Here is a 25,061-nt window from a genome sequence, read left to right on the forward strand (position 1 = left end):
CACGACCCGGACGCCAGCCGGCGCCTGGCTCAGCGGCCGAGCGCGTGCAACACCGCGTCGGCCATGGCGCGTTCGCCGGTGGCGTTGGGGTGCAGTGGGACGGCCGGCTTGGTCGGGATCAGGCCCTCCACCCATTTGTCCGCCGAGCAGCTGTCATGCCCCTTGGTCGGGCCGAGCGTGTCGACGTAGGTGGCGCCCGCGGCGGTGGCGGTCTTGGCGACCTTGTCGTTGAGTTCGCCGAGTACGGAGCGCAGGAACGTCAGATCCCCGGTCGTGACGGGCATCTGGCCCAGGCACTTGGTGGGGTCGTCGGGCAGCACGGACGGGTAGCCGACGATCAGCACCCTGGCCTTCGGCGCCTTGGCGCGCATCGTCCCGAGGTCCTTGGCCAGTTGGGCGGTCGCCTCGTCCAGCCAGGTGCTGAGGGTGTCCTTGTACAGGTCGCGGCAGGGAGTACCGAAGGGGTTGGTCAGGGACACGGCCGAGCAGACGACCGCGACATCGCCGAAGCCGAAGTCGGAGCGGCCGAGGTTGTTGCCGGTGATGGTGAGCGTGATCAGGGAGGTGTCCGCGGTGACGGCGTCGAGCTGGGGGCCGTTGACCACCACCCCGGCGTCCTTGTGGGGCGTGCTGAGCGCGCTCACCTTCGCTCCGGCGCAGGTCTTGTCCACGTACGAGGACGGGGCGAGCGCCGCGGCGACGAGATGGCCGTAGTTGTGGTCGGAGCGCATGCACAGGCCCGCGGACTGCGACAGGACCCCGGCGCCGGCGGCGTAGGAATCGCCGAGCGCCACGTACTTGCCGGTCCCGGCGCTGTCCGCGGCGTGGGCGGGCGAGACGCCGGTGGTGAGGGTGGCGGCCAGGAGCCCGGCACCGGCCAGGGCGGATGACCACTTCATGGTGCGCGTGGTGCTCTGTGGTGCACGGGTGTTCGCAGTGCTGTGTGGTGCGTCGGTGTTCGCGGTGCTGTGTGTGACGGCTCTGGGCACAGTTCCCCCTGAGAAGGCAGCGAGACGGAAGCTGGGTCCGATACCGGCCGGTAACGTCTCCGACATCGTCGCGGCCACCCGCCGTACGGGCCATGTGCCGGCGCACAGCAGCACCACCGTCCCCGTTGTCCCCGGGCACAACTCCGTTCATCGGCGGGCCGGTCTTTGTAATCTGCGGTTCATGCCCCGTGTACCGGTCCCGCCTGCCGAAATCACCCCCATAGCGGCCTCGTTGCTGGCCCGCGCACCGGAACTGAGCGTGCGGATGGCCCGCCGCATCCGCGCCGAGGTGACGTACTACGGCAGTGAGGAGCGGGTGTCCTTCGAGGAGCTGAGGGCGTCCTGCCTCAGCAACGCCGAGCTGGTCTTCCAGAGCCTCATCACCGGCTGCGACACCTCCGACATGACCACCGCGCAGGACACCGGCCGCGAACGGGCCCGCCAGGGAGAGCCGTTGGCCGAGATGCTGCACGCCTACCGTGTCGGGTCCGAGTTCCTGTGGTCCGAGCTGGCCGACGAGGCCCGCTCCGCCGAGGGCGTCACCACCGACACGATCGTGTCCCTGGCCGCGTGGTGGGTGAACGAGGGCCTCGCGGCGGCGGCCAGCGACGCCTACCGCGAGGAGGCGTCCGAGCTGGTGCTCCAGCGGGAGCGCGAACGATCCGCCCTGGTCGAGGCCCTGTTCACCGGGATGCTCACCGATCGCACGACCCTGTGGGAGACCGCGGACGTGCTCGGCCTGCCGGCCGGCGGGCCGTATCTGGTCGTGGCGGCCGAGGTGCCCGCCCCGGGCCGGGAGGCGGTCCCCGGGATCGAGGCGCGCCTCCTGGCCGAGCAGCTGCGGTCGGCCTGGCGCCTGCTGCCCGACCTCCAGGTCGGTGTGATCGCCGTGCACCATCCGGGGGCCGAGGAGGCCGCCCTGCGGGTGCTGGGGCGATCCGCAGCCTCCCGGGTGGGCGTCAGTCCCGCGTACCGCGACCTGCGGGAGACCCCCAGAGCGCTGCGGCTGGCGCGGCTGGCGCTGGCGGGCGGCCGCGGGCGGTCGACGGGCATCGCGCGGTTCGACGACAGCCCGGCCGCCCTGCTCGTCGCCGCGGCCCCGGAAGAGGCCGGGCGGATCGCGCGGGCGGTCTTCAAGGGCGTACTGGAGCTGCCGGCCGTCGAACGGGACCGGCTGCTGGAGACCCTGGAGTGCTGGTTCGCCTCCGCCGGCTCGACGGCCGGCGCGGCGGAGCTGCTGTACTGCCACCGCAACACCGTGCGCTACCGGCTGCACAGGCTGGAGGAGCTGACCGGGCGCTCCCTGAAGGATCCCCGAGCGACCGCCGACCTCGCCGTGGCGCTGCACGCGCTGCCGCTGCTGTCCTTCGAACAGGGATGAGGCGCGTCCGCGCAGGGCTGGGGCGCGTCCGCGCGCCCACCGGACCGGTGCGGACCGGCGCCGTCCATGACAGGAGTTATCCACAGGCTCGGCGGCGGGCCCGCGGAACCTCGTAGGCTTCTGGAATGGCTCTGGCGGACGTGGAAGTGGTCGTGGACATGGATGTGGAAAACGCTTCGGAAGCGAACGAGGCGGTGCAGGTGCTGCGCCGGGTGTTCGGGTATGAGGCGTTCCGCGGCAGCCAGCAGGAGATCATCGACCACGTCATAGGGGGCGGGGACGCCCTCGTCCTGATGCCGACCGGTGGCGGCAAATCGCTGTGCTATCAGATTCCCTCGCTGGTCAGAGGCGGTGTGGGGGTCGTGATCTCCCCGCTGATCGCCTTGATGCAGGACCAGGTCGACGCCTTGCGGGCGCTCGGCGTGCGGGCCGGGTTCCTCAATTCGACACAGGATCTGGAGGAGCGGCGGCTCGTCGAGGCCGAGTTCCTGGCCGGGGAGCTGGACCTGCTGTATCTGGCGCCGGAGCGGTTGCGGGTGGAGCAGACGCTGAGCCTGCTCGACCGGGGGAAGATCTCACTGTTCGCGATCGACGAGGCACACTGCGTCGCGCAGTGGGGCCACGACTTCCGGCCGGACTATCTGGCGCTGTCGATGCTGCACGAGCGCTGGCCCGAGGTCCCGCGGATCGCGCTGACCGCCACCGCGACCGAGGCCACCCATGCCGAGATCACCTCACGGCTGCGGATGGCGGACGCCCGGCACTTCGTGGCGAGCTTCGACCGGCCGAACATCCAGTACCGCATCGCGGCGAAGAGCGAGCCGAAGAAGCAGCTGCTGGAGCTGCTGCGGACCGAGCACCCGGGCGATGCGGGGATCATCTACTGCCTGTCGCGTGCGTCGGTGGAGAAGACCGCGCAGTTCCTGGTGGACAACGGCATCGACGCGGTGCCGTATCACGCCGGGCTCGATGCCCGCGTGCGCGCCGCCAACCAGGCCCGCTTCCTGCGGGAGGACGGGCTGGTCGTGGTGGCCACGATCGCGTTCGGGATGGGGATCGACAAGCCGGACGTGCGGTTCGTGGCGCATCTGGACCTGCCGAAATCGGTGGAGGGCTACTACCAGGAGACCGGGCGCGCCGGGCGCGACGGCCAGCCGTCGACGGCCTGGCTGGCCTACGGGCTGCAGGACGTGGTGCAGCAGCGGAAACTGATCGACGGATCGGAGGGGGACGAGGCACACCGCCGGCGGCTGTCGGCCCACCTCGACGCGATGCTGGCGCTGTGCGAGGCCGTGGAGTGCCGGCGGGTCCGGCTGCTGGCCTACTTCGGCCAGGAGAGCACCGCCTGCGGCAACTGCGACACCTGCCTGACCCCGCCGCAGACCTGGGACGGCACGGTCCCCGCGCAGAAGCTGCTGTCGACGGTCGTACGGCTGCAGCGGGAGCGCGGGCAGAAGTTCGGTGCGGGGCAGATCATCGACATCCTGATGGGCCGGAAGACCGCCAAGGTCATTCAGTTCGACCATGACGCCCTGAGCGTCTTCGGGATCGGGGCCGATCTCCGCGAGGCCGAATGGCGGGGTGTCGTACGGCAGTTGCTGGCACAGGGCCTGCTCGCCGTCGAGGGCGACTACGGCACGCTGGTGCTCACGGACACCAGCGGCGAGGTCCTCCGCAGTGAGCGCGAGGTGCCGATGCGCCGGGAGCCGGAGAAGGCCGCGCGGGCGGCCAAGGCCAAGGCGAAGGCCAAGCGGGCGCCGGTGGACCTGCCGCCGGAGGCGCTGCCGCTCTTCGAGGCGCTGCGCGGCTGGCGGGGCCGTACGGCCAAGGAGCAGGGCGTGCCCGCGTATGTGATCTTCCACGATGCGACGCTCAGGGAGATCGCCACCGCCCGCCCCGCGACGGCCGCCGAGCTGGGCACGGTCAACGGGGTCGGCGAGAACAAGCTCGCGAAGTACGGCCAGCAGATCCTGGACGTACTGGCGGGGCGGGACGGCGACGGAGCAGACGCGGAAGGGCCAGGCGAAGGCGGGGCAGGACAGGCGGACTCCGCGGCGGTCGCGGCGGGCGCCGCGCCGGCCCGAGGCGGCCTTACGGCGACAGAGCCGGAGCCGGAGGAGGACGAGGCGCTGCCGGAGCCGCCGGATGACATCGACTGGTAGGCGGACCTGCGGACGCCGCGAGGCGCCGTGCCGGACGCCGCGGGCCCGGCCCTGACCATCGGACAGACTCTAGGTCAGGGGGTGTCCGCAGCACCCTGCGGTAGTCGCAGGACGGCACGGGCGCCGCCGTCGGGGACGTTGGAGAACCGCAGGTCGATACCCAGGACGGCGGCCTGACCGACGGCGATGGTCAGGCCCAGTCCGTGGCCCTTGCCGCGCCCGGGTGCGTCGGTGCGGAAGCGCTGCGGCCCTTCGCGCAGCAGATCGACCGGGTAGCCCGGCCCGTGGTCGCGCACCTCGATGGTCGGCGGGCCGTCGGGCGGGGCGTCGACGGTGACGACGACCGGGGGCCGGCCGTGCCGGTGTGCGTTGAGGACGAGGTTGGCGACGATGCGGTCGAGGCGGCGCCGGTCGGTGTCGACGACCGGCTCGGAGCGGATCCGCATCTCGGTGTCGAGACCGGTGGCGCGCACCGAGCGCTCGACCAGCGCGCCCAGCTCGTATGCGGCGAGGTCGGCGTGCTCGGTGCCGGAGTCCAACCGGGAGATCTCCAGCAGGTCCTCGGTGAGGCGGTGCAGCGCCCGCAGCCGGTCGTTGATCATCTCCTTGGGGCGGCCCTCCGGGAGCAGCTCGGCCGAGGCGAGGATGCCCGTGAGGGGCGTCCGCAGTTCATGGGCGACATCGGCGGTGAAGCGCTGCTCGGCCCGCAGCCGGCTCTGCAGCGAACCGGCCACCGAGTCCAGGGCGGCCGCCACCGCCGCCACCTCGTCCTGCCCCGCAGGGCCACCGCCGGCCCCCCGACCTGGACCGCTGCCGACCCGGGCGTCGAGGTCGCCGGCCGTGATCCGGCGCGCCACCGCCGCCGTGGTGGTCAGCCGGCGGCTGATGCGGTGGGCGAGGAAGAGCCCGGCCAGGGCCACGGCCGTGGCGGCGAGCACGGCCGAGCCGAGGATGGCGGTGTCGAGGGTCTCCAGCGAGCCGCGGGTGGTGCCGTACGGCGACCAGACGGCCATCACCTGGCTGTCGGCCGGAGCCGCCGCCCACATGACGGGGTGGCCGCGATAGGTACCGACCATGCTGCCGCGGTTGCCGGAGCGCACCAACTCCCTCAGCCCGTCCGGCAGTTCCGGTGGATCGAGGACGGAGTTGACGCCCTCGCGCGAGGTGCCGTACTCGAAGGCGTCCAGGGCGGTGTCGAGGTTGACGCGGGTCTCCTTGCGCAGCTGGCCGACGGTCTGACGGGCCACCGCGTTGTGCACCAGGACGCCGAGGGCCGCGGCGACCGCGCAGCTCACCGCCATCACGGTCAGCGCGATCTTCCAGCGGAGGGAGACCGCCGGGCGCCTCACGGGCTGCCGCCGCCGGTGGACGCGGTCGGCCGCTTGCGAGGCTCGTCCAGGGTGAGGTCCCACAGGGCCAGCGAGTCGCCGTCCCAGACGTAGTCGGTGACGGCGACATAGCGCGGGTCCTTGGTGGGCTCACGGATGGAGAGGTGGCCGGCCGCCACTTCCACCCCGGCGAGCACGCCGGGCAGCGCCAGGACCCGGGTCACCACCCCGTTCCGGGCGCTGTAGACCCGCAGCTCGCTGTTGCGGGGGTCGCGGTCGATCACCGTGATCAGGTCCGGCCTGCCGTCGTGCGTGACGTCGTAGAAGCGAGGGCCGCGTACGGTCTTCGGGGCGGGCGGACGCCGGCCCTCCGCGGTGAGGTCCGCGTCGAGGACGGCCAGCGCGTCCGCGTCCGCCATGCTGCCGCTGGGGATGCGCGGGACACCGCGTACGGGCTTGACCGCCGCGGGGTTGTCGTCCCGGCCGAGCGGGGCGGGCGTGTACTCCGGCCACAGCGCGAGCGGGGCCCTGACGTCCCTGGCCCGCCCGTCGTTGCGCAGGCCCTCCAGGCCGGCACATCCGCCGAGGAGCGGGAGGAGGGGGAGCACGGCCAGCACGGCGAGGGCGACGCGAGCCGTATGCGCGCCCCGGCCGGTCAGGTGCGCGCGGGGGTGCCACCACCGCCGGCACCGCAGACGGCATCGTCCCCGCCACCCGCGGCATCGCCACCGCCGCATGGCATCGCCACCGCCTCCCTGGACTCCGTACGCGCGTACCACCACACACGCGCCACACCATGAACGGGAATCAACTGACCCAGCGACACCAAGCTAACCAAGGTGGCCGGAGGGGGAATCTTCAGCGCGGCCATTCCGACGGCGCGGCGCTGCCGATGTCGCTGCCCATGTCGCTGCCGATAGCGGTACCGCCGTGCGGCGCGACGCGTGACGCGTGACGCTCGAAGGCGCCTTGGTGGCCTTTGCCGTCTTTGACCGGGCCGTATCGGACGCCCCGTCACACGACCGATCCCAGAGATCCCGCTGACTGTTACACAACGTATGGATCGCCGTTAAGGACGCTCCGTAACGTGCTGTCTCGTTACCGCGCCCCTACGGCGGCCCGAGCCGAGCCGCCCCGACGAGGAGTACCCATGCGGGCCCAGTGCCGCACCGTGATCCGTACCGCCACCGTCGCGACCGGCGCGCTGGCCGTCCTGCTGCTTCCCGCGGGCGCCGCCTCCGCCGCCGATTCCACCGCGCCCACGGAGAGCCGCACGTCGATCATGCTGCCCGACAACGGTCTGGCCGGACTGGCCGAGAGGGCCGGCCACCTGCCCAAGGCGGGGCTGCTGGGCGGCGCGGGCGCGCTGGGCGTGGCCGGGACGGTCATCGCCGTACACCGCCGCCGCCACGGGGCCCGCAGCTCGCAGGCCTGAGCCGCCGGCCCGGCGCTCCCCGCCGGGCACTACTCCCCCAGCAGCCGCTGCACCTCCTGATACCCCAGCACCGCACCGGCCCCTCCAGCCACATCCGGCAGCTCCCGTCCCGTACGGATGGCATCCGCTGCCCCGAGGGCGGCCGACAGGGCCGTACGGAAGAGCAGTGAGCCGGTGCTGATGCGGCGCACACCGAGTTCCGCCAGTCGGCTGAGGGTGTGCCGCCCGGGCGTGAAGAGGATGTTCAGCGGTGCGGGAACCTCGCTGACCAGCGCCGATACATCGTCGTCGGCCACCACGCCCGGTACGAAGATGCCGTCCGCGCCCGCCGCCAGATAGCTCTCGGCGCGCGCGAGCGTCGCCGACAGCGGCGGCGGAGCGTCCACCAGCCAGTGGGTGTCGATCCGGGCGTTGAGGAACAGCCCCGGCGCGCGCTCCTTCGCCGCGGTAATCAACTCGGCCTGACGGACCGGATCCTGCAGCCCCGCACCACCGGGCAGCCCGTCCTCCAGATTGAGCCCCGCGGCCCCGGCCTCCGCCAACTCGCCCGCCAGCTCGGCGACTTGGGCCGGATCGCCGCCGAAGCCGCCCTCGATGTCGACGGTGTACGGACAGGCCAGCCGGCCGTTGAGGCGCAGCGCCAGGGCCAGCGTCGCGTCCCGGACCTCGGCGAGGGCGCGCCCGTCCGGGTAGCCGTGGGCGGCGGCGACCCCCAGGCTCGTCGTGCCGATCGCCGCATACCCGGCCCCGGCGAGCGCGACGGCCGAGGCGACATCCCAGGCGTTGGGCAGCAGCAGCGGCTGGTCGGCGTGGTGCAGCGCGTGGAAATGGAAGGTGGCGTACTCCGGAGAGGCACTCATACGGGCACCGTAGGCATGTCTTCCTTCGGTAGGCACCGAAGACTCGCGGCGGACAATCGAGTCATGACCACTCCGGCGTACAGCATCGAGCTCGCGCGGCTGGCCGCGCTGCTCGCGGACCGCACCCGTGCCTCCTTCTGTCTGGCGCTGCTGGACGGCCGCGCCTGGACGGCCGGCGAGCTGGCGGCGTATGCGCAGGTCGCGCCCTCGACGGCGAGCGAGCATCTGACCCGGCTGATCGAAGGCGGGCTGCTCGTCGAGCGGCGCCAGGGCCGCCATCGCTACGTCCAGCTCGCCGGCCCGCACGTCGCCGAGCTGCTGGAGTCGCTGACCGCGCAGCTCGACCGGCCGGCCGAGAAGCCGCGCGGGCTGCGCGCGGTGAACGCCTCCGCCGCCCTCGCCCGCGGCCGTACCTGCTACGACCATCTGGCCGGCCGACTCGGCGTGACGATCACCGACGCGATGACCGGGCGCGGCCTGCTCGACCAGGACGGCGGCTTCGCGCTCACCGACGCCGGCCGGGACTGGCTCACCGACGAGCTGGGCATCGACCCCACCGCACTGCGCACCGGCCGCCGCCCGCAGGCCCGTGGCTGCCTCGACTGGACCGAGCGCCGCCCCCATCTCGCGGGCGCGGCCGGCGCCCGCCTCTGCGACCGCCTCCTGGACCGCCACTGGGTCCGCCGTGTCGGCAGCGGCCGAGCGGTCCGCCTCACCCACGACGGGGCGACGGCGCTGAGGGACCTGCTGGGGATCGACGGGGTGGGGGCGGACCTTCTGTGACGAGGGCGACGCGCTCGGGGCGGCCCCTGGGGCCCGCCCCCCGGTCTCCTGTCTCTGAGGTACACCGCGGGCGCGGCCACGCCCCACGAACAGAGGCGTTCCGCCTCAACACCCTCCCGCGCCCCCGTCGCCCGTACCGCCCGCCCGTGCGTAGAGCGCCATCCGGGCCCCCCGGACCTCCGTGACCTCGCACTCCACGAACGACGAGCGCAGCGTGGCCCGCTTGGCGATCTCCTGGTCGCTGTCGTCCGACAGCTGCCCGGCCGGGTCCCCGGCGACCACGATGCGGCGGCTGACCAGTATCCGCTCGCGGATCGCGTCGCCGGACAGCTCCGTCCCGTAGAGGGTGTGGGACGCCGAGGGGCTCCTGGACAGAGCGAGGTCGGCCAGACCCCGGAAGTCGTGCGGCCGGGTCGCCGTCCAGATGCGGCGCCGGGACGGCATGAAGAGCAGGCCGTCGCCCGGCTCGGCGATCTCCCGTACCGCCCGGGCGACCGCGCTGACGTCGTCGACCCGGCTGTCGGGGCTGCGCAGACGGACATCGACGGGGAGGAGCGCGGCCAGGGCGGCGGCCAGGGCCAGCGTCCGGCGCAGCCGACGCGGCCGGGTCTGGCCCGGCTCACCCGCGGGGCGGAGGAGGCGAGCCAGCGCGGCGCCCGCGAGCAGCGCGAATCCGACGACGTAGTAGAGGACGTAGCGGTCGACGTAGGCCGGTTCGACGTGCGACAGCAGGAGCAGCAGGAGGGTGGGGAGCAGGAGCAGCGGAATGCCCAGGGCGCGCAGGCCGATGGGGCCGCGGGAGCGCACCCGGACACGGGCGCAGGCCAGGCCGAGGACCGCGAGCACCGCGAAGGTCAGCAACTGCAGGGGGTCCGGCCACATGAGCCAGCCGATCTGCGCGGACTGGCGGGTGCTGAAGACCGCGAGCGGGGCCAGACCGGCGAGGACGGTGACGGCGGACAGGGCCCAGGCGCGCAGCATGCGGCGCGGCAGGCGCGCCAGGATCACCGCGGCGCCGTGTGCGGGCAGTGCCAGACACGCGAACTCGTGCAGCAGGCAGGCGAACAGCATCAGCGCCGTGTACCCGAGCCACCACCGTCGGCGCGGACGGGCGGCGCCTCGCACCAGCAGATGCGTGGCCCAGACGACCAGGGCGCAGACCGTCGCGTAGGAGCGCCCTTCCTGCGCGTACTGCTGCACCACCGGGATCAGCGCGAAGGTGAGGCCCGCGAGCAGACCCGCCCGCCGCCCGACCAGCCGCTGCCCCAGTAGGGCGACGCCCGCCGCGGCGGCGGTCATCGCGACCACGGACGGCAGCCGCAGGCCGGCCGCGGCGCCGAGGGCGTCGCCGAGGGTGGCGTCGTAGAGGCGGAACCAGCCGTGCATCAGCGCGTAGTACAGGCCGTGCACGACGTCGACGTGCTGGAGCGTGCGACACAGGTCGGCCAGGGCGCGGTGCGCCATGTCGTAGGTGACCGCCTCGTCCCGCCAGACGGCGTCCTGCCGGCGGATCCCCCACGCCCCCAGGAGCAGTATCAGCCCGGAGGGCATCAGCACCACCGCGCCCTGGGCCAGCCGCGCGCGGCGGGGGGGCGTGGCGGGGGCGCACGCCTCCGCCTCCTGCGGCTGCCGTGGCGCCGCCTGCTCTGTCTGCGCTACGTCGATGACGGGCTCCGGTGACGGGCTCCGGCGACGGAGAAGACCGGGGGGGGACGGAGGCGAAGCGCAGGGTGCCGGGGCTCCGGCCGGCACGGCGGCGCTGCCGCACGCCGGCCCGGAGCCCCGGCCCACTCACCCGATCCGGGTCAGCTTCGCTCCGAAGGACGGCTCGACGAGGTCCTTCTGCAGGGCCACCGGCACCTTCTGGGCCCGCTGGCCGCTGCCGACGGTCAGCACACCGACGGTGGTCCCGGCCTTCACCTCGTGCGCGACGGTCTTGCCGCCGTCGCCGATGCTCAGCTTCAGCTTCTGGCCGGAGACTCCGACCGCCTTCAGGTCCTTGGTGGCGACGACCGGCGTCAGCCCGCCCAGGCCGTCGTCGACATAGCCGACGACCTGCCCCTTCTTCACCGCCGTGGCCGAGGTCAGCGCTTCGCGTACGGCGGCGATGACCTTCTGGCTGTTGTTCTTGACCATGGTGAGGCTGTTCTCGGCGTTGGGGTCCAGGCCCTTGAAGTGCTGGTCCAGCATCGCGCCGAGTATCAGGCGGTCCTTGCCGTCCACCGTCTTGTAGGCCGCCCAGGACAGCGTGCCGCCGGCCGCGGTGCTGGAGCCGGTCTTGATGCCCTTGATGCTCAGTCCGGGCTCCAGCAGCAGGTTGTCGTTGTTGTTGTTGATCCGGCCCGGCAGGCCCGGGATCTCCGCGTTGGTCATGGCGACGATCGGCCGGAAGGCGTCGAACTTCATGACGGCCTCGGCGAGCTTGATCTGGTCGACGGCGGTGCTCACGGTCTTGGGGTCCAGACCGCTGGGGTCGGTGTAGGTGGTGTTCTTCATGCCCAGGTCCTTGGCGGCGGCGTTCATCTTCTTGACGAACGCGCCCTCATTGGCGGACTGGGTGTCCCAACGGGCAAGCAGCCGGGCGATGTTGTTGCCGGACGGGATCATCAGCATCTTGAGCATGTCCTGCTGGCTGAACTTCTGCCCCGCCTTGAGCCCCTCGATCCGCGACTCGTCGGTGGAGCCGCCCTCGGTCACCGCCTTGTCGTCGACCTCGACCTGCGGGCCCTTGTCGTCCTTCTTGAGCGGGTGCTCCTTGAGGATCACGTAGGCCGTCATGATCTTGGCGACGCTCGCGGTCGGCACCGGCTTCTGCTCGCCGAACGTCCCCACGTCACCGGAGCCCACGACCTTGACCGCCGCCTGCCCGTGCTCGGGCCACGGGATGGAGAGCTTGCCGCCCTCGAAGACGAACGAGGACTTGGCGTCGCCGAGGACGACCGCCGGGGCGGGCAGCGGGCGCACCGCCTGGACGATCACGAAGATGATCGCCAGCAGCACCGCCAGCGGGGTCCAGATCTTGAACCGGCGGACGACCGTGCGCAGCGTGGTCTCGGGCGGCGGCGGGGTGTTGGTGAGCTTCGCCAGGAGGTCGAGCGGCGGCAGGGGTTCCTGCTTGGTCCGCTCCGACTCGGGCATCGCGGCGGGACCGGCCTCGGCCGTGGCACCCGTGGAGGCGGGCGGCATGGCGCCCGGCCGGCCGGCGGGCCGGGGTGACGCGGTCGGCTTCGCGGGGGCGGCGGACGGCAGGGAGCCCGAGGCCTTGTCGGCGGTCGCACCGCCGGATGCCTCGTCCGCGGGCTTTGCGCCCGGCTTTGCGCCCGGCTTTGCGCCCGGCTTTGCGGTCGGCTTTGCGGTCGGCTTTTCCGCAAGCTTCTCCGCGGCCTGCTCCGCCGCCTTGTCGGGCGTACGGGTGGTGGGCGTCTTGGGCGCCGTCTTGCCCAGCGACTTGTCCGCCGTGCCGTCGTCCGCCGACTTCAGCGCGATGAACTGGCTGGTCCGCTCGGCGTCGCGCTCGGGGGCGCTCTTGGCGTCGGCCTTGGCGCTGCCCTTGGCCTCGACCTTGGCACCGCTCTTGGCTTCGGTCGCCTCTTCCTTGCCCTTGTCCTTGCCCTCGCTCTTACCCTTGGGGGCGGGCTTGGGCTCCGGTTCGGCCTCGGGCTTCGACTTGGCCGCGGGCTTGTCCTTGGCGGACGGCGGGATCTTGAAGACGGTGGTCGCCTGGTCGACGGACTCGGCCGCCGCACCCTTCCCCTTAGCCTTCGCGACAGCAAAGACTCGGGTCGCGTCATCCACCGCCGACTCGTCGGCTTCGGCGTCGGCCTGGACCTCGTCCGGCTTGCCCTTCTGCGGCCCGACGGTCTTGAAGACGGCAGTCGGCTGATCGACAACCTTGGGCTTGGCCGTGGGCTCAGACTTGGACTCGGCCTCAGCCTTCGCTGCGGGCTCGGTCTCGGGCTTCGACTCGGCCTCGGACTTCCCGTCAACCGCGGGCTTCTCGTCGGCCTTGGGCTTCTCCTCGGCCTTGGGCTTCTCCTCGGCCCTGGGCTTCTCCTCGGCCCTGGGCTTCTCCTCGGCCCTGGGCTTCTCCTCGGCCCTGGGCTTCTCCTCGGCCCTGGGCTTCTCCTCGGCCCTGGGCTTCTCCTCGGCCTTGCCCGGCGCGTCCGCCCGCTTCTCCGACTTCGGCTCCGGCTCCGGCTCCGACTTCGGTTCCGACTTCGAGGAAGCGTCGTCGGCCGCCTCGTCGGCCGCGTCGTCGGCATCGGCATCGCCGTCCGCGCCGCCCTCATCGCCCTTCTCCGCGACCCAGGCGGCCACAGCGGCCCGCAGACGGTCGTCACCGCCCTCGGCGACCTCGCCGTCCCCAGCGGCCTCCTCAGCCCCCTCAGACGCCTCCGGCTCCACCGAGGACTCAGCCGAGGACTCATCCGCGTCCGTGGCTCCGGCCTTCACCGCGGACTCCGCATCGGCCTTCGCCCCGGACTTCCCACCGGACTCCGCATCGGCCTTCCCATCGGGCTTCTCCTCGGGCTCCGACGTCCGCTTCGCGCCCGGTTCCTTCGCCGGCTCGTCCGGCTCCCCTCGGAAAACGGACAGGCGCGGATCGCGTTCGCTCCGCGACGTCTTCCCCGACGCCTGCTTCTTGTCCGACTTGTCGGGGGACTCGCCCGCCACCGATGTCTCCTTCATACGTCGCACTGCTGCCTGGCCAAGTGTTCCCAAGTGTCCTGTGTCCGCGCGACGCCACCCCGCCGCCACGCGAACCGGTACCCGCCGCACCCCACGGATAGCTGTCGCCGACGTGCAAGACGAGAACGACATACCTACTGGTTCCCTACCGAACCCCCCACGCACTCTCGACAGATGAATGTGAGAGGGGTCACCCTGTCATTCATCCACGCGGGGAGGCATGGATGGGCAGGAGCCGCAGAACAATTCCGGAGGAGCTTCTGCTGCTCGCTTTGGACCCGACGACGGGTACCACAGCGCAGCCGCAGTCGCTCGACCTCGGCCTGGCCGGGGCCCAGCTAGTAGAGCTGGCTCTGGCAGGACGGATAGCCCCAGACGGGGATCGTATCGCCGTGGTGATGGCACGGCCGACAGGAGATCCGACTCTGGACTCCGCGCTCGAACTGCTGCGCCGACGCGGCAGTCCGGTGCGCGCGGTCCACTGGATCGGCGGGCCCCGACTGGGGCTGCGCCAGACCTACCTCACGCATCTCGAACGGTGCGGCATGGTCCATGCCGTGGCGGGACAGATGTGCGGGGTACTGCCGACGACGCGCTACCAGGCGACGGAGACGGCCATCAGCCGGGAAATCAGGGCCCGGCTGGACAACGCGATCCGCACCGGCGTACCCCCGGACCCGCGGACCGCGGCGCTCGCCGCGCTGGCCCATGCGGTCGGACTCGGCAAGCACCTCTACCCGGGCAACGAGGGGCGGTCATCGCGCTCCCGTCTCCGGGATCTGATCCGCCACGATCCGATGGGCGGGCTGGTCGCACACGCCGTCATGGACGTACAGAACGGTGCCGCGGCGCAGCCCCGGCGGCCGCAGGCCGCCGGCGCGGGAGCCCCACGGCAACCCGCGTCCCGTGCCACGGCCGACGCGGCCGGCGCGCCGGGCCAGTCACGGCACGGCGGCCACAGCAGGATGGCCCGCGTGGGCGCCCGCTGACGCCGTAAAGCGCCGTACGGCGTGCCGCACGACCCGGCACGCGCCGTGCGACGCCCCGTACCGCCGCCGTACACCGCACGACACGCCGTACGGCACTCGCAACACGCCGCGATGCGACACGCGCACCACGGCGCGATGTGGCGCGCATCCGCACCACCCGCACCACCGTCCCCACCATCCCGTTCGGGAGCCGCAGCAAGGAGCGCGGGGTGGCGGGCCGGCCGTTCTGGACGACGGCCTGCCCGCCACCCCGCGCACACGCTCGCTCGCCTTCTGTGTGCGTTTCACTGCGCGGTGTGACCTCGGAGTGGCAGTCTGCTGAACAGAAACGACAGCAGTACGGAGCCGGAGGTGCACTTCCCGTGGCGTCCATTGTCAATCCCACCGTCAGGCGACGCCGTTTGGGCCAGGAGCTGCGCAGGCTCCGTGAGCTCAAGGGCATGACGGCGGAAGAGGTGGCCGAGCGGCTGCTGGTCTCCCAATCGAAGATCAGCAGACTGGAGAACGGCCGCCGCAGCATCAGCCAGCGCGACGTCCGCGATCTGTGCGGGGTCTACGAGGTCGAGGACCACCGGATAGTCGATTCGCTGATGCAGATGGCGAAGGACTCCCGCCAGCAGGGCTGGTGGCACGCCTTCGGCGACATCCCGTACAGCGTCTACATCGGCCTGGAGACCGAGGCGGCCTCGCTGCGGATCTACGAGTCGCTGCTGGTGCCCGGCCTGCTGCAGACCCCCGGCTACGCCGAGGCGGTCATTCCCGGCACGGTCCCCGAACTGGCGCCGGACCACTTGGAGAAGCGGATCCAGGTACGGATGCGACGCCAGGAGCGGGTCAACGACCCCGAGCGCCCGCTGCGGCTGTGGGTGGTGCTGGACGAGAGCGCGCTGCGGCGCGTGGTCGGCAGCCATCTGATCATGCGCGAGCAACTCGACCATCTCGTCGAGATGAGCAATTTGCCGCATGTGACGATTCAGATTCTTCCCTACGGCACCGGCGCGCATGCCGGAATGTCGGGAACGTTCTCGATCCTGGAATTCGACGACGCCTCGGATTCCAGCGTGGTGTACATCGAGGGGGTCACCAGCGACCTCTATCTGGAGAAAACCAACGATGTGCACAAATACACGATCATGTATGAGCACCTGCGCGCACAGGCGCTGAGCGCGGAACAGAGCCGGGAGTTCATCGCCGTCGCGGCGAAATCCCATGCGGACGCGATGGGATGAGCTCCGACCGCGGAAGGAAATGGGCCCCGGCCGCGAAGGAGGGCCGGCTCCGGACAGGGGAGAAATAGGGCGGAATGCGAGATTCCGGAAACCGGGTTCGCACGGTACACCCGCCGACTCTTCCATGAAAAGAGATCAAGGAATATGCCATTCGGACGGGTGAACGGCCTCTGCGGCTAGTGATGTTGGCGCGTAGCGTCGTCACTACCGAATCCGCGGTAACTCAGAGTGATCTGGAGTGAACATGGCCGTGCAGCCGAATTCCGCATTCTCCTGGACCAAGTCCTCGTACTCCGGTGGCAATGGCGCCTGTGTGGAGATCGCCGTCCCCACCACCGCAGCCATCGCGGTGCGCGACTCCAAGGACCCCGAGGGCCCGCGCCTCACGTTCGACAACTCGTCCTGGAGCCGCTTCGTGTCGGACGTCGCCGGCGGCGCGTTCGACGTGGCGTGACCTGAACCCTCACGGTTCGCACACCGCAGACAGAGCCCTCTCGACTGGATCGCCGTCCCGGCCGAGGGGGCTCGGCCATGCCCGGGTGCCCACGCCCTGTGAGCAAACCTCAGCGCAATTCAGCCACGTACCGGTCCGTGCCGGGCACGGTCGGCAGGAACGGCGCCACCAGCTCCACCCGCCCCAGCCCCGACTCCGCGACCTCCTCCCCCAGTCCGGCGAAGTGCGCCGCCCAGCACTCGCGCGGGTCCCGCTGGAGGAACCACAGCAGCGTCAGCCGGGTGTCGACGCCCTCGACCTGCTTCACGTACGTCATCCGGTCCCCCGGCAGCGGAGTGGGCCGAAAGACCGTGACCATCGCCGCCGGCGAACCCGCCAGCCGCCGCGGCAGACGCCGGGCGCGCAGCCACTCCAGCAGTGCGGCCCGCCCGTCCGGGCCGTCCGCGTCGATCACCTCCAGCACCAGCCCCGCGTACGGGTGGTCCAGCGCATGGAAGTCCCGGGGCCCCGCCGCCCCGTCGCGGTAGACCGTCGCCACATGGTCCTGGAAGGCCGTGAAGACGTGCGTACGGTCCTGATAGACCCGGCCGTCCCGGTTGAGGCGCTTGTTGATGCCGACGGTCCACTTCATGTGCTCGTCGTAGCGACCTTCGGTCAGCCAGTACGTGGAGAGGTAGCAGCCGGCCGTGACCGGCCGGGCGACGGCGGACTCCTCCGGGTAGCGCAGCAACTGCAGCTCGCGGGTGGCGACCCAGCGGCGGCCCGCGAACATCCAGGGCATCGCCATCGCGCCGGCGATGAAGTGGTCGTCCTCGTACCAGCGGTTGTAGGCGTACTCGTGGCCCGGATGCGGTTCGACCATGGTGATCAGCGCATGGCCGGGGCGCACCCCGTAGGGGCCCACGGCGGCCAGCTCCGCGTAGGCGGCGGCCCGGGTGTCCACGGCGGCCGCGGCCTCCGGGGATCCCTGGCCGTGTGCGGTCGTGCCGTGTGCGGTCGTGCCGTGTGCGGTCGCGCTTGGGGTCGTGTCTGCGGTCGTACCTGTGGTCGCGTCTCCAGTCGCGTCTGTGGTCATGACAGACAGGTGTAGCTGACGTTCCATCAGAAGTGGAGGGGTGCGCCGCGCAGGGCAGGGGGTGGGTGCACCGCGCGCGTTCACCATGCGGGCACCTCTGCACGTCGCGACCCGCCGCACCTAGGATGCCTGTCATCTGCAGCTAACGCTGGTTAATCGCAGACCTGAGCGATGGGAGCCGCCATGCCGGACGCGATCCTTACCGACGCCCGCACCCCCGCCCCCGAGTTGGCCGCGCGTGCGGCGCGTACCGGCAGCTCGCCGGTACGCGACATCCTGGCGCTCACCGCCCGGCCCGAGGTCATCTCGTTCGCCGGCGGACTGCCCGCCCCCGAGCTGTTCGACGTGGCGGGGATAGCCGACGCCTTCCGGCAGGTACTGGCCGAACAGCCGCAGCGGGCGCTGCAGTACTCCACCAGCGAGGGCGATCCGGCGCTGCGCACGGCCGTCGCGGCCCGCTACAGCGCACGCGGGCTGCCCACCGACGCCGCCGATCTGCTGGTGACCACCGGCTCCCAGCAGGGCCTGTCGCTGCTGGCCACCACCTTGCTGGAGCCCGGCGACGTGGTGCTGGTCGAGGACCCCTGCTACCTCGCGGCTCTCCAGATCTTCTCGCTCGCCGGAGCGCGGGTCGTGCCGGTGCCGACCGACGACGACGGGCTGGACCCGGCCGCGCTCGACGAGATCGCCGCGCGCGAGCGGCCCAAGCTGCTCTACGTCATCCCCACTTTCCAGAACCCGACCGGCCGCACCCTGCCCGCCGAACGACGGGCCGCGGTCGCCGAGGTCGCCGCCCGCCGCGGCCTGTGGATCGCCGAGGACGACCCGTACGGGGAGCTGCGCTTCGAGGGCGAGCCGATGCCGTGGGTGGCGTCCTTCCCCGGGGCCGAGGACCGTACGGCACTTCTGGGGTCGTTCTCCAAGGTGATGGCACCCGGGCTGCGGCTGGGCACGCTGCGGCTGCCGGCCGGGCTGCGGCGCGCCTGCGTCATCGCCAAGCAGGCCGCCGATCTGCACACCTCGACCGTCGACCAGGCGGCCGCGGCGCGGTACTTGGCGGACGCGGACCTGGACGCCCATCTGGCGCGAGTGCGCGGCGCCTACCAAGAGCGGCGGGACGCACTGGTCGACGGGCTGGCCGCGGCGCTCCCCGAGGGATCGCGGTGGAATCGCCCCGCGGGCGGCATGTTCGTCTGGGCCACGCTGCGCGAGGGCTACGACGCCACGGCCCTGCTGCCCGAGGTCGTACGGCATGACGTCGCCTATGTCCCCGGGGCACCGTTCTTCGCGGGCACCCCGGACGCCACGGCCGTCCGGCTGTCGTTCGTGACGCACTCCCCGGAGGAGATCCGCGAGGGGCTGGGCCGACTGCGTACGGCGCTGGAGGGCGCGCACCGGAACGGGTGAGTCCGGTAGGTGGCCAGCGCCCGGTAGCGGGCAGATCCCGGTAGCGGCCAAAGCCTGGTGAGCGCGCGCTATGGCCTTTCCGGGCCCCCACCCCTACTCTGACGCACCGTCAGAATCGTGCTGGGCGGCCCGGCCGGGAGGCGGACATGCTGCTGCGGAACAAGACCGTCATCGTCTCGGGCGTCGGGGCCGGACTCGGCCATCAGGTCGCGGCGGCCTGCGTGCGCGACGGCGCCTCGGTCGCGCTGGGAGCCCGCACGGAGGCCAATCTCGCCAAGTCGGCGGCGCAGATCGACCCTTCGGGCGAGCGTACGGCCTGGCGGGCGACCGATATCGGCGACGAGGCGCAGTGCGAGGCGCTGGCCGCACTCGCCGTGGAACGGTTCGGCGGCATCGACGCGGTGATCCATGTCGCCGCGCTGGACTCGCTCTTCGGCGGCCTGCGCGAGGCCGACTTCGACTCCTGGCGCGACGTCGTGGACGTCAACCTCTTCGGCACACTGCGGATGACCCGGGCCTGCCTGCCGTCGCTCACGGCGCGCGGCGGCGGTTCGGTGGTGATGATCGGCACCCAGTCGTCGGTCGCCGCACCTTCACAGGTGCAGCAGGCGGCGTATGCGGCGTCCAAGGGCGGGCTGGTATCGGCGATGTACTCGCTGGCGCGTGAGCTGGGCCCGGACCGCATACGGGTCAACACCGTTCAACCGGGCTGGATGTGGGGCCCGCCCGTCGAGGCGTACGTACGGTTCCAGGCGCACGGCGAAGGCGTCCCGGAGTCCGAGGTGCTCGCCCGGCTCACCGAGCGGATGGCGCTGCCCGAGCTGGCGACGGACGCGGACGTGGCGGAGACCGCGGTCTTCCTGGCCTCCGACCGGGCGCGCGCCATCACGGGCCAGTCGCTGCTGGTCAACGCGGGGGAATTGATGCGGTAGCCGGGCCGTTCGGCACCGCTCCACCCTTCCCTCTCTCCCGCCTGTCCCGCCCCCTCCTCTCTCCTCGCCCCCCTCCGCCCCCTTCCTCGCGCTCGCCTCAACCAACGTCAGCCGCACGGGATCCCGCTCCCGTGCGGCTGACGCGTTACGGCCGGCGGAGCCCGGCGTTCGGGTCCACAGGGACCGGCGAAGTGTCCGTTCATCGCGGGGCGGCGATGTGGTCCAGACAACGCCTCGATTGGTCAAGGGAACGCAAAATCGTTCGCTTTGCTGATCGTGGTTCACACTCATGACCCATGAAGTCTTGACCGGCCCGCTCGCCGGACGGTTCAATCCCCGAAGTCCCCGCTCCCGCATGGGGACAACACGCCCCACAGGACGTCACGGCGAAGTGGTTCCTGATGCGGAACGTCCCCGGCACGTTCACAAGGCGGACCCCTGGAGGGGGCATGAACAGTCTCGACTGGGCCGTGCTGATCGGCTACTTCGGCGTGATGGTGGCGATCGGGGTGTGGTCGCACAAGCGGGTGGACGACGTCGGCGACTTCTTCACCGCGGGCGGCAGGATGCCGTGGTGGCTGTCCGGCATCTCCCACCACATGTCCGGCTACAGCGCCGTGATGTTCACCGGGTACGCCGGCATCGCCTACCAGTACGGCGTCACGTCCTACGTCACCTGGTCCTTCCCCATCGCGATCGGCATCGCCATCGGGGCCCGGCTGTTCGCCGGGCGGCTCAACCGGCTGCGGTCGCGGCTCGGTGTCGCCTCTCCTCTGGAGTACCTCAAGAGCCGCTACAACCTGCCGACCCAGCAGGCGCTGGCCTGGTCCGGGGTGCTGCTGAAGATCGTGGACGTGGGCGCCAAGTGGGCCGCGATCGCCACCCTGTTGTCCGTCTTCACCGGCATCTCGCTCAACCAGGGCATTCTCCTCACGGGCCTGATCACCGGTGTCTACTGCACGGTCGGCGGCCTGTGGGCGGACGCGCTGACCGAACTGGGGCAGTTCGTCATCCAGCTGCTGGCCGGCGTCGCGATGCTGGTCACCGTCATGGGCGAGCTGGGCGGCGTCGGCTCGCTGTGGGCCGTATGGGACCGGCTGCCGGACAGCCACACCGAGCCGACCGTCGGCCCGTACACGCTGACCTTCCTGCTCGCCTATCTCTTCATCAAGACCTTCGAGTACAGCGGCGGCATGTGGAACCAGGCGCAGCGCTTCATGGCCACCAGCAGCGCGCGGCAGGCCAGGCGTTCGGCGTGGCTGTCGGCGGCGCTGTGGTTCGTCTGGCCCGCGGTGCTGTTCTTCCCCATGTGGGTCGCGCCGCTGCTGGTCAGGGCCGAGAAGCCGGACGCCTCCGACGCGTATGCGCTGCTGACCGAACGGCTGCTGCCGCACGGTCTGCTGGGCCTGGTCGTCGTCGGATTCTTCTCCCACACGATGGCCATGTGCTCCTCGGACGCCAATGCCGTCTCCGCGGTCTTCACCCGCGACATCGCACCGGCGCTCTCGGCGAGGGCGCGCGGCTGGTCGCACCGGGCCGGGCTGCTGGCCGCGCGGCTGTCGACGGTCGCCTTCCTGGGCCTGTCGATGGCGATAGCGACCCAGGTCGACTCGCCCACGTTCAAGGACATCATCACCGTCGTCATCAAGTGGGTGGCGGGCCTGGTCGGCCCGATCTCCATCCCGTTCCTGCTCGGCATGCTGCGGACGTTCCGCAGGTCCGGGCCCACGGCGGCACTGGGGTCCTGGGCGGCCGGCCTGTTCGCCTTCTGGCTCACCAACTACGGGTTGAGCGAGGTCCAGTTGCAGATCCAGATCGTCTCGCCGGTCGCCACCTCGCTCGTGCTCTTCGTCGTGATCGGCCTCGTCCGGCCGGAGGCCACGGCGGAACGGGATGCGGTGCTGGCGCGGATCAACTCCGAGGACGATGACGATGCCGACGGGGACGGAGACGGGGCGGCGGCCGCGGGGGCGAGGGCGGTCCCCGCGCAGGGGGACGGTGGGGCTCCTGCGCGGGGAGACGGTACGGGCGATGTGCCGGACGCGGGGCTCAGGTCACCGTGACGGTGGCCAATATCGCGCCTCCGGCGAACACCTCCACCCAGAAGTAGAACCATGACGGGTACCAGGACTCCGGCGGTTCGACGAACCGGGCCACGAGCCGGCCGCCGGCCATCCCCAGCATGGCGACGGCGACCGCGAGCGTCGCACCGCGCCGCATGGGATCGGCCGGTTCGATGGCCGCCCAGCCGAGCAGCCCGGCCATCGCCAGCCCGAAACCGCCGTAGACGGACCGGACTTCGGTCCGGGCCGTGGCCCCTTCCAGGGTGATTCCGAACGGGCGCAGCACCCGGGCGGGGGCGGCCAGCCCGCCCAGCCCCATCACGAGGAAGAAGACCGCGAAGACGATCTGTACGGCGGTCGACGTATGGGACATGCCCGGGCTGATCGCCAATGGGGGTGTGAGAGGAATCATCATGTCGGCCAGGATGCCGTTCGTGGCTGACGACGCGCTTTCACCATGTGCTGCCCGAAGCCGCAGGCCCGGCTGATCCTGTGGCCCGGCCGCGCCCGGTACAGCGGCCCCTCCCTGGAACTGGACATGCACTCCGGCTCGGTGCCCTGCCTCGGCGTCGGCGACGAGGTGGAGTTCACGATGGGCGGGCTGCCCTTCCCGGGCCCAGCGCGTACGACCCGGCTGCCTCAGGCTCGCGGGTAACCGTGTACGACCCGGCTGCCTCAGGCTCGCGGGTAACGGGCGAGCCACCCCGGCGACGAGCCGGCCGGACCGTGCAGCGCGGCGCCCTGCGTCATCTCCATGGAGAAGTCGTCGGCCAGCTGCAGGATCGTGTCCCGGCCCTCCAGCTCGACCAGCCACACCGGCGGCAGCGCCGTCTCGCCGTGCAGTGTGCCCAGCAGATTGCCGCAGATGGCGCCGGTGGAATCGCTGTCGCCGCTGTGGTTGACGGCGAGCAGCAGGCCGTGCCGGATGTCCTCGGCGACCAGTGCGCAGTACACGGCGATCGACAGCGCCTCCTCGGCCGTCCAGCCTTCCCCCAGCGACTCCACCCGGGCGGGAGTCGGCATGCCCTGCCGTACGGCGCCGAGCGCGCGCTTGAGGGCGTCGGTGGTCTCCTCGTGGCCGGGGCGGGTGGCAAGGTGCGCCAGGGCCTTCTGCACGGCGCTGTCGAGGTCCTCACCGCGGGCCAGCGAGTGGCTGATGACCGCGAGCGCGCCGGCCGCCAGATAGCCGGTGGGGTGGCCGTGCGTCTGCGCCGCGCACTCGACGGCGAGCTGGAAGACCAGCTGCGGCTCCCAGCCGACCAGCAGCCCGAACGGCGCGGAGCGCATCACCGCGCCGCAGCCCTTCGAGTCGGGGTTCTTGGGCTTTTCGAGCGTGCCCATCACCTCGTCGCCGAGCCCGGACAGGCAGGCCTTCCCGGGGGCGCGGCGGGAGTACAGCCACTCCTCGCGGGCGAGCCAGCCGTCGTCCTTCCTGCGCTCGTCCGGGCCCCAGTCGTGCTGGGTGGCGGCCCAGCGCAGGTAGGCACGGTGCACGTCGGTGGGCGGGTGCCAGGCGCCGGTGTCACGGCGCACCTGCGCCCGTATCAGCCCGTCGACGGTGAACAGGGTCATCTGCGTGTCGTCGGTGACCGCGCCGCGCCGCCCGAAGGCGGGCACAAGATCCGTCACGCCCTCCTGGCCGTGCGCCTCACGTATCGCGTCGAGCGACTCGAATTCGATCCCGGCACCGAGGGCATCCCCTATGGCGCCGCCGAGCAGACAGCCGCGTACCCGACTGCGGAAGTCCTGCTGCTCCGCGCGCCCCCAGATAGCGCCGCCGCCTCCCACTGCGCTCATGCCGACACCTCGCTCCGCTCGGCCTCGCATTCGCGCGGCGCGCACCTCCGAACGGCACACTCGCTGCGCTCGCTCACCCCGACACCTCGCTCCGCTCGGCCTCGCATTCGCGCGGCGCGCACCTCCGAACGGCACACTCGCTGCGCTCGCTCACTGCGCCCTCCCGAAGCTCACTAAGTGCCGAGGCCTTGTGGGACCCCTGGCGCAGCACTGTAATCGACCAGGATTGATCAATTTCAGGCCAGGTGAGTATGCGAACAGTCACTCGCTAGGAGGCTTTTGGGCGGTACGGTCCGGAAGGGGCGGACACGACGACATACACCGTCCGCCACCACCCTGCCACTGTCCGTGCCCCGCTTGTGGCCGTGCCGGGCTCGTGAACATGCCCGTCCTTCCGCCCCTGCCACTGCCCGTGCCCGTGCCCGTGACCCTGACCTCCGGAGAATCGCATGACACAGCGGTGCGCCGTACTCGACGACTACCAGGGCCTCGCGCTCTCCATGGCCGACTGGTCCCCCCTGGCCGGCACCGTGGACGTCCGTACGCTGCGGGAGCCGTTCCACTCCGAGGACGACGTGGTCACGGCGATCGGCGACTGCGAGATCGTCGTCGCGATGCGCGAGCGCACCCCGTTCCCCGCCTCGCTCCTCGCGCGGCTGCCCCGCCTCCGGCTGCTGATCACCTCCGGTATGCGCAACGCCGCCATCGACCTGGAAGCCGCCGCCCGGCACGGCGTCACCGTCTGCGGTACGGCCAGCAACACCGAACCGCCCGTCGAACTGACCTGGGCGCTGATCCTCGGCCTCGCCCGCAACCTCGTCACCGAGAACACCGCGATGCGCGCCGGCGGCCCCTGGCAGAGCACGCTCGGCGCCGACCTGCACGGCCGTACGCTCGGACTGCTCGGCCTGGGCAAGATCGGCACCCGGGTCGCCCGGATCGGCCAGGCCTTCGGCATGGACGTCGTGGCCTGGAGCCGGAACCTGACCGCCGAGCGCACCAAGGAGGCGGGCGTACGCATCGCCGCCACCAAGGAAGAGCTGCTGGAAACCAGCGACTTCGTCTCCGTACACCTCGTCCTCAGCGACCGCACCCGCGGTCTGCTCGGCGCGGACGAACTCCGCCGGATACGGCCCACCGGCTATCTCATCAACACCTCCCGTGCCGCCATCGTCGATCAACCCGCCCTGCTCCAGGCACTGCGCGAGAACTGGTTCGCCGGCGCCGGCCTGGACGTCTTCGACCACGAGCCGCTGCCCGCCGACCACCCACTGCGCACCCTCCCGAACGTCCTCTCCCTCCCCCACCTCGGCTATGTCACCCGCCGCAACTACGAGGGCTACTTCCAGCAGGCCGTCGAGGACATCACCGCCTTCCTGCAAGGCAGCCCGCTCCGACGACTGGGCTGACGGGCGCGCTTGCCCGACCGAGCCGCCACGAGCGGGCCTGGCCTTTTTCCCCCGCTTCCCCTCCCCCCGCCCTCCCTCC

The 25,061-nt window shown here is 71.7% G+C and carries 21 protein-coding genes; 12 read left to right on the top strand and 9 right to left on the bottom strand.

What is annotated here, in order from left to right; all coding sequences use genetic code 11:
• Window positions 1-29: 29 nt before the first annotated feature.
• Complete coding sequence (locus tag WAB15_RS17900; RefSeq protein ID WP_407286868.1) at window positions 30-899, bottom strand: SGNH/GDSL hydrolase family protein; 870 nt, start codon at window positions 897-899, stop codon at window positions 30-32.
• 271 nt (window positions 900-1,170) lie between these two features.
• Between WAB15_RS17900 and WAB15_RS17905 the strand changes: the two genes are divergently transcribed.
• The gene (locus tag WAB15_RS17905; RefSeq protein ID WP_399146650.1) at window positions 1,171-2,370 is read left to right on the top strand and encodes a PucR family transcriptional regulator; all 1,200 of its coding nucleotides are present in this window, start codon (window positions 1,171-1,173) and stop codon (window positions 2,368-2,370) included.
• 125 nt (window positions 2,371-2,495) lie between these two features.
• Window positions 2,496-4,532 (top strand): DNA helicase RecQ, encoded by a 2,037-nt coding sequence (gene recQ / locus WAB15_RS17910; protein ID WP_407286869.1) that lies wholly within the window; start codon window positions 2,496-2,498, stop codon window positions 4,530-4,532.
• 74 nt (window positions 4,533-4,606) lie between these two features.
• On the opposite strand, the gene WAB15_RS17915 is transcribed toward recQ, so the two are convergent.
• Entirely contained in the window at window positions 4,607-5,881 is a 1,275-nt protein-coding gene (locus WAB15_RS17915) for a sensor histidine kinase (RefSeq protein ID WP_407286870.1), read from the bottom strand.
• Window positions 5,878-6,468: a hypothetical protein gene (locus WAB15_RS17920; protein WP_399146647.1), complete on the bottom strand. Its 591-nt coding sequence runs from the start codon at window positions 6,466-6,468 to the stop codon at window positions 5,878-5,880. The genes WAB15_RS17915 and WAB15_RS17920 overlap by 4 nt, the downstream gene beginning before the upstream one ends.
• Window positions 6,469-7,010: 542 nt before the next feature.
• Here WAB15_RS17920 and WAB15_RS17925 point away from each other — a divergent pair.
• Entirely contained in the window at window positions 7,011-7,295 is a 285-nt protein-coding gene (locus WAB15_RS17925; protein WP_399146646.1) for a hypothetical protein, read from the top strand.
• A 29-nt stretch (window positions 7,296-7,324) separates the two neighbouring features.
• Here WAB15_RS17925 and WAB15_RS17930 read toward each other — a convergent pair whose 3' ends face one another.
• The gene (locus tag WAB15_RS17930; protein WP_399146645.1) at window positions 7,325-8,155 is read right to left on the bottom strand and encodes an isocitrate lyase/phosphoenolpyruvate mutase family protein; all 831 of its coding nucleotides are present in this window, start codon (window positions 8,153-8,155) and stop codon (window positions 7,325-7,327) included.
• A 63-nt stretch (window positions 8,156-8,218) separates the two neighbouring features.
• Here WAB15_RS17930 and WAB15_RS17935 point away from each other — a divergent pair, with 63 nt between their 5' ends.
• Window positions 8,219-8,938, top strand: coding sequence for an ArsR/SmtB family transcription factor (locus tag WAB15_RS17935; protein WP_399146644.1), 720 nt, complete (start codon window positions 8,219-8,221; stop codon window positions 8,936-8,938).
• Window positions 8,939-9,043: 105 nt separating this feature from the next.
• Here the strand turns inward: WAB15_RS17935 and WAB15_RS17940 are convergent, their stop codons facing one another.
• Both WAB15_RS17940 and WAB15_RS17945 read right to left on the bottom strand, forming a co-directional pair.
• Window positions 9,044-10,489 carry a glycosyltransferase family 39 protein gene (locus WAB15_RS17940; RefSeq protein ID WP_407286871.1) on the bottom strand — a complete coding sequence of 482 codons (1,446 nt, stop codon included), beginning with the start codon at window positions 10,487-10,489 and terminating at the stop codon, window positions 9,044-9,046.
• Window positions 10,490-10,729: 240 nt separating this feature from the next.
• The gene (locus WAB15_RS17945; protein ID WP_407286872.1) at window positions 10,730-13,612 is read right to left on the bottom strand and encodes a D-alanyl-D-alanine carboxypeptidase; all 2,883 of its coding nucleotides are present in this window, start codon (window positions 13,610-13,612) and stop codon (window positions 10,730-10,732) included.
• 239 nt (window positions 13,613-13,851) lie between these two features.
• Here WAB15_RS17945 and WAB15_RS17950 point away from each other — a divergent pair, with 239 nt between their 5' ends.
• From WAB15_RS17950 to WAB15_RS17960, 3 genes are all read left to right on the top strand, one after another.
• Window positions 13,852-14,616: a GPP34 family phosphoprotein gene (locus WAB15_RS17950; RefSeq protein WP_399146641.1), complete on the top strand. Its 765-nt coding sequence runs from the start codon at window positions 13,852-13,854 to the stop codon at window positions 14,614-14,616.
• Between the two features lie 362 nt (window positions 14,617-14,978).
• Window positions 14,979-15,845 carry a helix-turn-helix domain-containing protein gene (locus WAB15_RS17955; protein WP_407286873.1) on the top strand — a complete coding sequence of 289 codons (867 nt, stop codon included), beginning with the start codon at window positions 14,979-14,981 and terminating at the stop codon, window positions 15,843-15,845.
• Window positions 15,846-16,089: 244 nt separating this feature from the next.
• A complete protein-coding gene (locus tag WAB15_RS17960; protein WP_399146639.1) occupies window positions 16,090-16,299 on the top strand; it encodes a DUF397 domain-containing protein in 210 nt (69 codons plus the stop codon).
• Window positions 16,300-16,408: 109 nt separating this feature from the next.
• On the opposite strand, the gene WAB15_RS17965 is transcribed toward WAB15_RS17960, so the two are convergent.
• A complete protein-coding gene (locus WAB15_RS17965) occupies window positions 16,409-17,374 on the bottom strand; it encodes a hypothetical protein (protein WP_407286874.1) in 966 nt (321 codons plus the stop codon).
• 183 nt (window positions 17,375-17,557) lie between these two features.
• Here WAB15_RS17965 and WAB15_RS17970 point away from each other — a divergent pair, with 183 nt between their 5' ends.
• From WAB15_RS17970 to WAB15_RS17980, 3 genes are all read left to right on the top strand, one after another.
• Window positions 17,558-18,781 (top strand): PLP-dependent aminotransferase family protein, encoded by a 1,224-nt coding sequence (locus WAB15_RS17970; protein WP_407286875.1) that lies wholly within the window; start codon window positions 17,558-17,560, stop codon window positions 18,779-18,781.
• A gap of 146 nt (window positions 18,782-18,927) precedes the next feature.
• A complete protein-coding gene (locus tag WAB15_RS17975; protein WP_399146636.1) occupies window positions 18,928-19,713 on the top strand; it encodes an SDR family oxidoreductase in 786 nt (261 codons plus the stop codon).
• A 449-nt stretch (window positions 19,714-20,162) separates the two neighbouring features.
• Entirely contained in the window at window positions 20,163-21,776 is a 1,614-nt protein-coding gene (locus WAB15_RS17980) for a sodium:solute symporter family protein (RefSeq protein ID WP_407286876.1), read from the top strand.
• On the opposite strand, the gene WAB15_RS17985 is transcribed toward WAB15_RS17980, so the two are convergent.
• Window positions 21,763-22,191, bottom strand: coding sequence for a DUF4345 domain-containing protein (locus WAB15_RS17985; RefSeq protein ID WP_407286877.1), 429 nt, complete (start codon window positions 22,189-22,191; stop codon window positions 21,763-21,765). The two genes, WAB15_RS17980 and WAB15_RS17985, sit on opposite strands and share 14 nt — an antisense overlap.
• A gap of 42 nt (window positions 22,192-22,233) precedes the next feature.
• Here WAB15_RS17985 and WAB15_RS17990 point away from each other — a divergent pair, with 42 nt between their 5' ends.
• Window positions 22,234-22,431, top strand: coding sequence for a hypothetical protein (locus WAB15_RS17990; RefSeq protein ID WP_407286878.1), 198 nt, complete (start codon window positions 22,234-22,236; stop codon window positions 22,429-22,431).
• A 20-nt stretch (window positions 22,432-22,451) separates the two neighbouring features.
• On the opposite strand, the gene WAB15_RS17995 is transcribed toward WAB15_RS17990, so the two are convergent.
• Entirely contained in the window at window positions 22,452-23,573 is a 1,122-nt protein-coding gene (locus WAB15_RS17995) for an ADP-ribosylglycohydrolase family protein (protein WP_399146632.1), read from the bottom strand.
• 449 nt (window positions 23,574-24,022) lie between these two features.
• Between WAB15_RS17995 and WAB15_RS18000 the strand changes: the two genes are divergently transcribed.
• The gene (locus WAB15_RS18000) at window positions 24,023-24,982 is read left to right on the top strand and encodes a D-2-hydroxyacid dehydrogenase family protein (protein ID WP_407286879.1); all 960 of its coding nucleotides are present in this window, start codon (window positions 24,023-24,025) and stop codon (window positions 24,980-24,982) included.
• Window positions 24,983-25,061 lie beyond the last annotated feature (79 nt).

This window comes from Streptomyces sirii, from assembly GCF_045690365.1.
In the GTDB taxonomy this organism is placed as follows: domain Bacteria; phylum Actinomycetota; class Actinomycetes; order Streptomycetales; family Streptomycetaceae; genus Streptomyces; species Streptomyces sirii.

Coding starts and splice junctions, on each gene's coding strand:
- WAB15_RS17925 (WP_399146646.1), top strand. CDS start 7,011: ATGCGGGCCCAGTGCCGCACCGTGATCCGTACCGCCACCGTCGCGACC.
- WAB15_RS17950 (WP_399146641.1), top strand. CDS start 13,852: ATGGGCAGGAGCCGCAGAACAATTCCGGAGGAGCTTCTGCTGCTCGCT.
- recQ (WP_407286869.1), top strand. CDS start 2,496: ATGGCTCTGGCGGACGTGGAAGTGGTCGTGGACATGGATGTGGAAAAC.
- WAB15_RS17935 (WP_399146644.1), top strand. CDS start 8,219: ATGACCACTCCGGCGTACAGCATCGAGCTCGCGCGGCTGGCCGCGCTG.
- WAB15_RS17990 (WP_407286878.1), top strand. CDS start 22,234: ATGTGCTGCCCGAAGCCGCAGGCCCGGCTGATCCTGTGGCCCGGCCGC.
- WAB15_RS18000 (WP_407286879.1), top strand. CDS start 24,023: ATGACACAGCGGTGCGCCGTACTCGACGACTACCAGGGCCTCGCGCTC.
- WAB15_RS17970 (WP_407286875.1), top strand. CDS start 17,558: ATGCCGGACGCGATCCTTACCGACGCCCGCACCCCCGCCCCCGAGTTG.
- WAB15_RS17985 (WP_407286877.1), bottom strand. CDS start 22,191: ATGATGATTCCTCTCACACCCCCATTGGCGATCAGCCCGGGCATGTCC.
- WAB15_RS17900 (WP_407286868.1), bottom strand. CDS start 899: ATGAAGTGGTCATCCGCCCTGGCCGGTGCCGGGCTCCTGGCCGCCACC.
- WAB15_RS17940 (WP_407286871.1), bottom strand. CDS start 10,489: ATGCCCTCCGGGCTGATACTGCTCCTGGGGGCGTGGGGGATCCGCCGG.
- WAB15_RS17965 (WP_407286874.1), bottom strand. CDS start 17,374: ATGACCACAGACGCGACTGGAGACGCGACCACAGGTACGACCGCAGAC.
- WAB15_RS17975 (WP_399146636.1), top strand. CDS start 18,928: ATGCTGCTGCGGAACAAGACCGTCATCGTCTCGGGCGTCGGGGCCGGA.
- WAB15_RS17960 (WP_399146639.1), top strand. CDS start 16,090: ATGGCCGTGCAGCCGAATTCCGCATTCTCCTGGACCAAGTCCTCGTAC.
- WAB15_RS17995 (WP_399146632.1), bottom strand. CDS start 23,573: ATGAGCGCAGTGGGAGGCGGCGGCGCTATCTGGGGGCGCGCGGAGCAG.
- WAB15_RS17980 (WP_407286876.1), top strand. CDS start 20,163: ATGAACAGTCTCGACTGGGCCGTGCTGATCGGCTACTTCGGCGTGATG.
- WAB15_RS17905 (WP_399146650.1), top strand. CDS start 1,171: ATGCCCCGTGTACCGGTCCCGCCTGCCGAAATCACCCCCATAGCGGCC.
- WAB15_RS17930 (WP_399146645.1), bottom strand. CDS start 8,155: ATGAGTGCCTCTCCGGAGTACGCCACCTTCCATTTCCACGCGCTGCAC.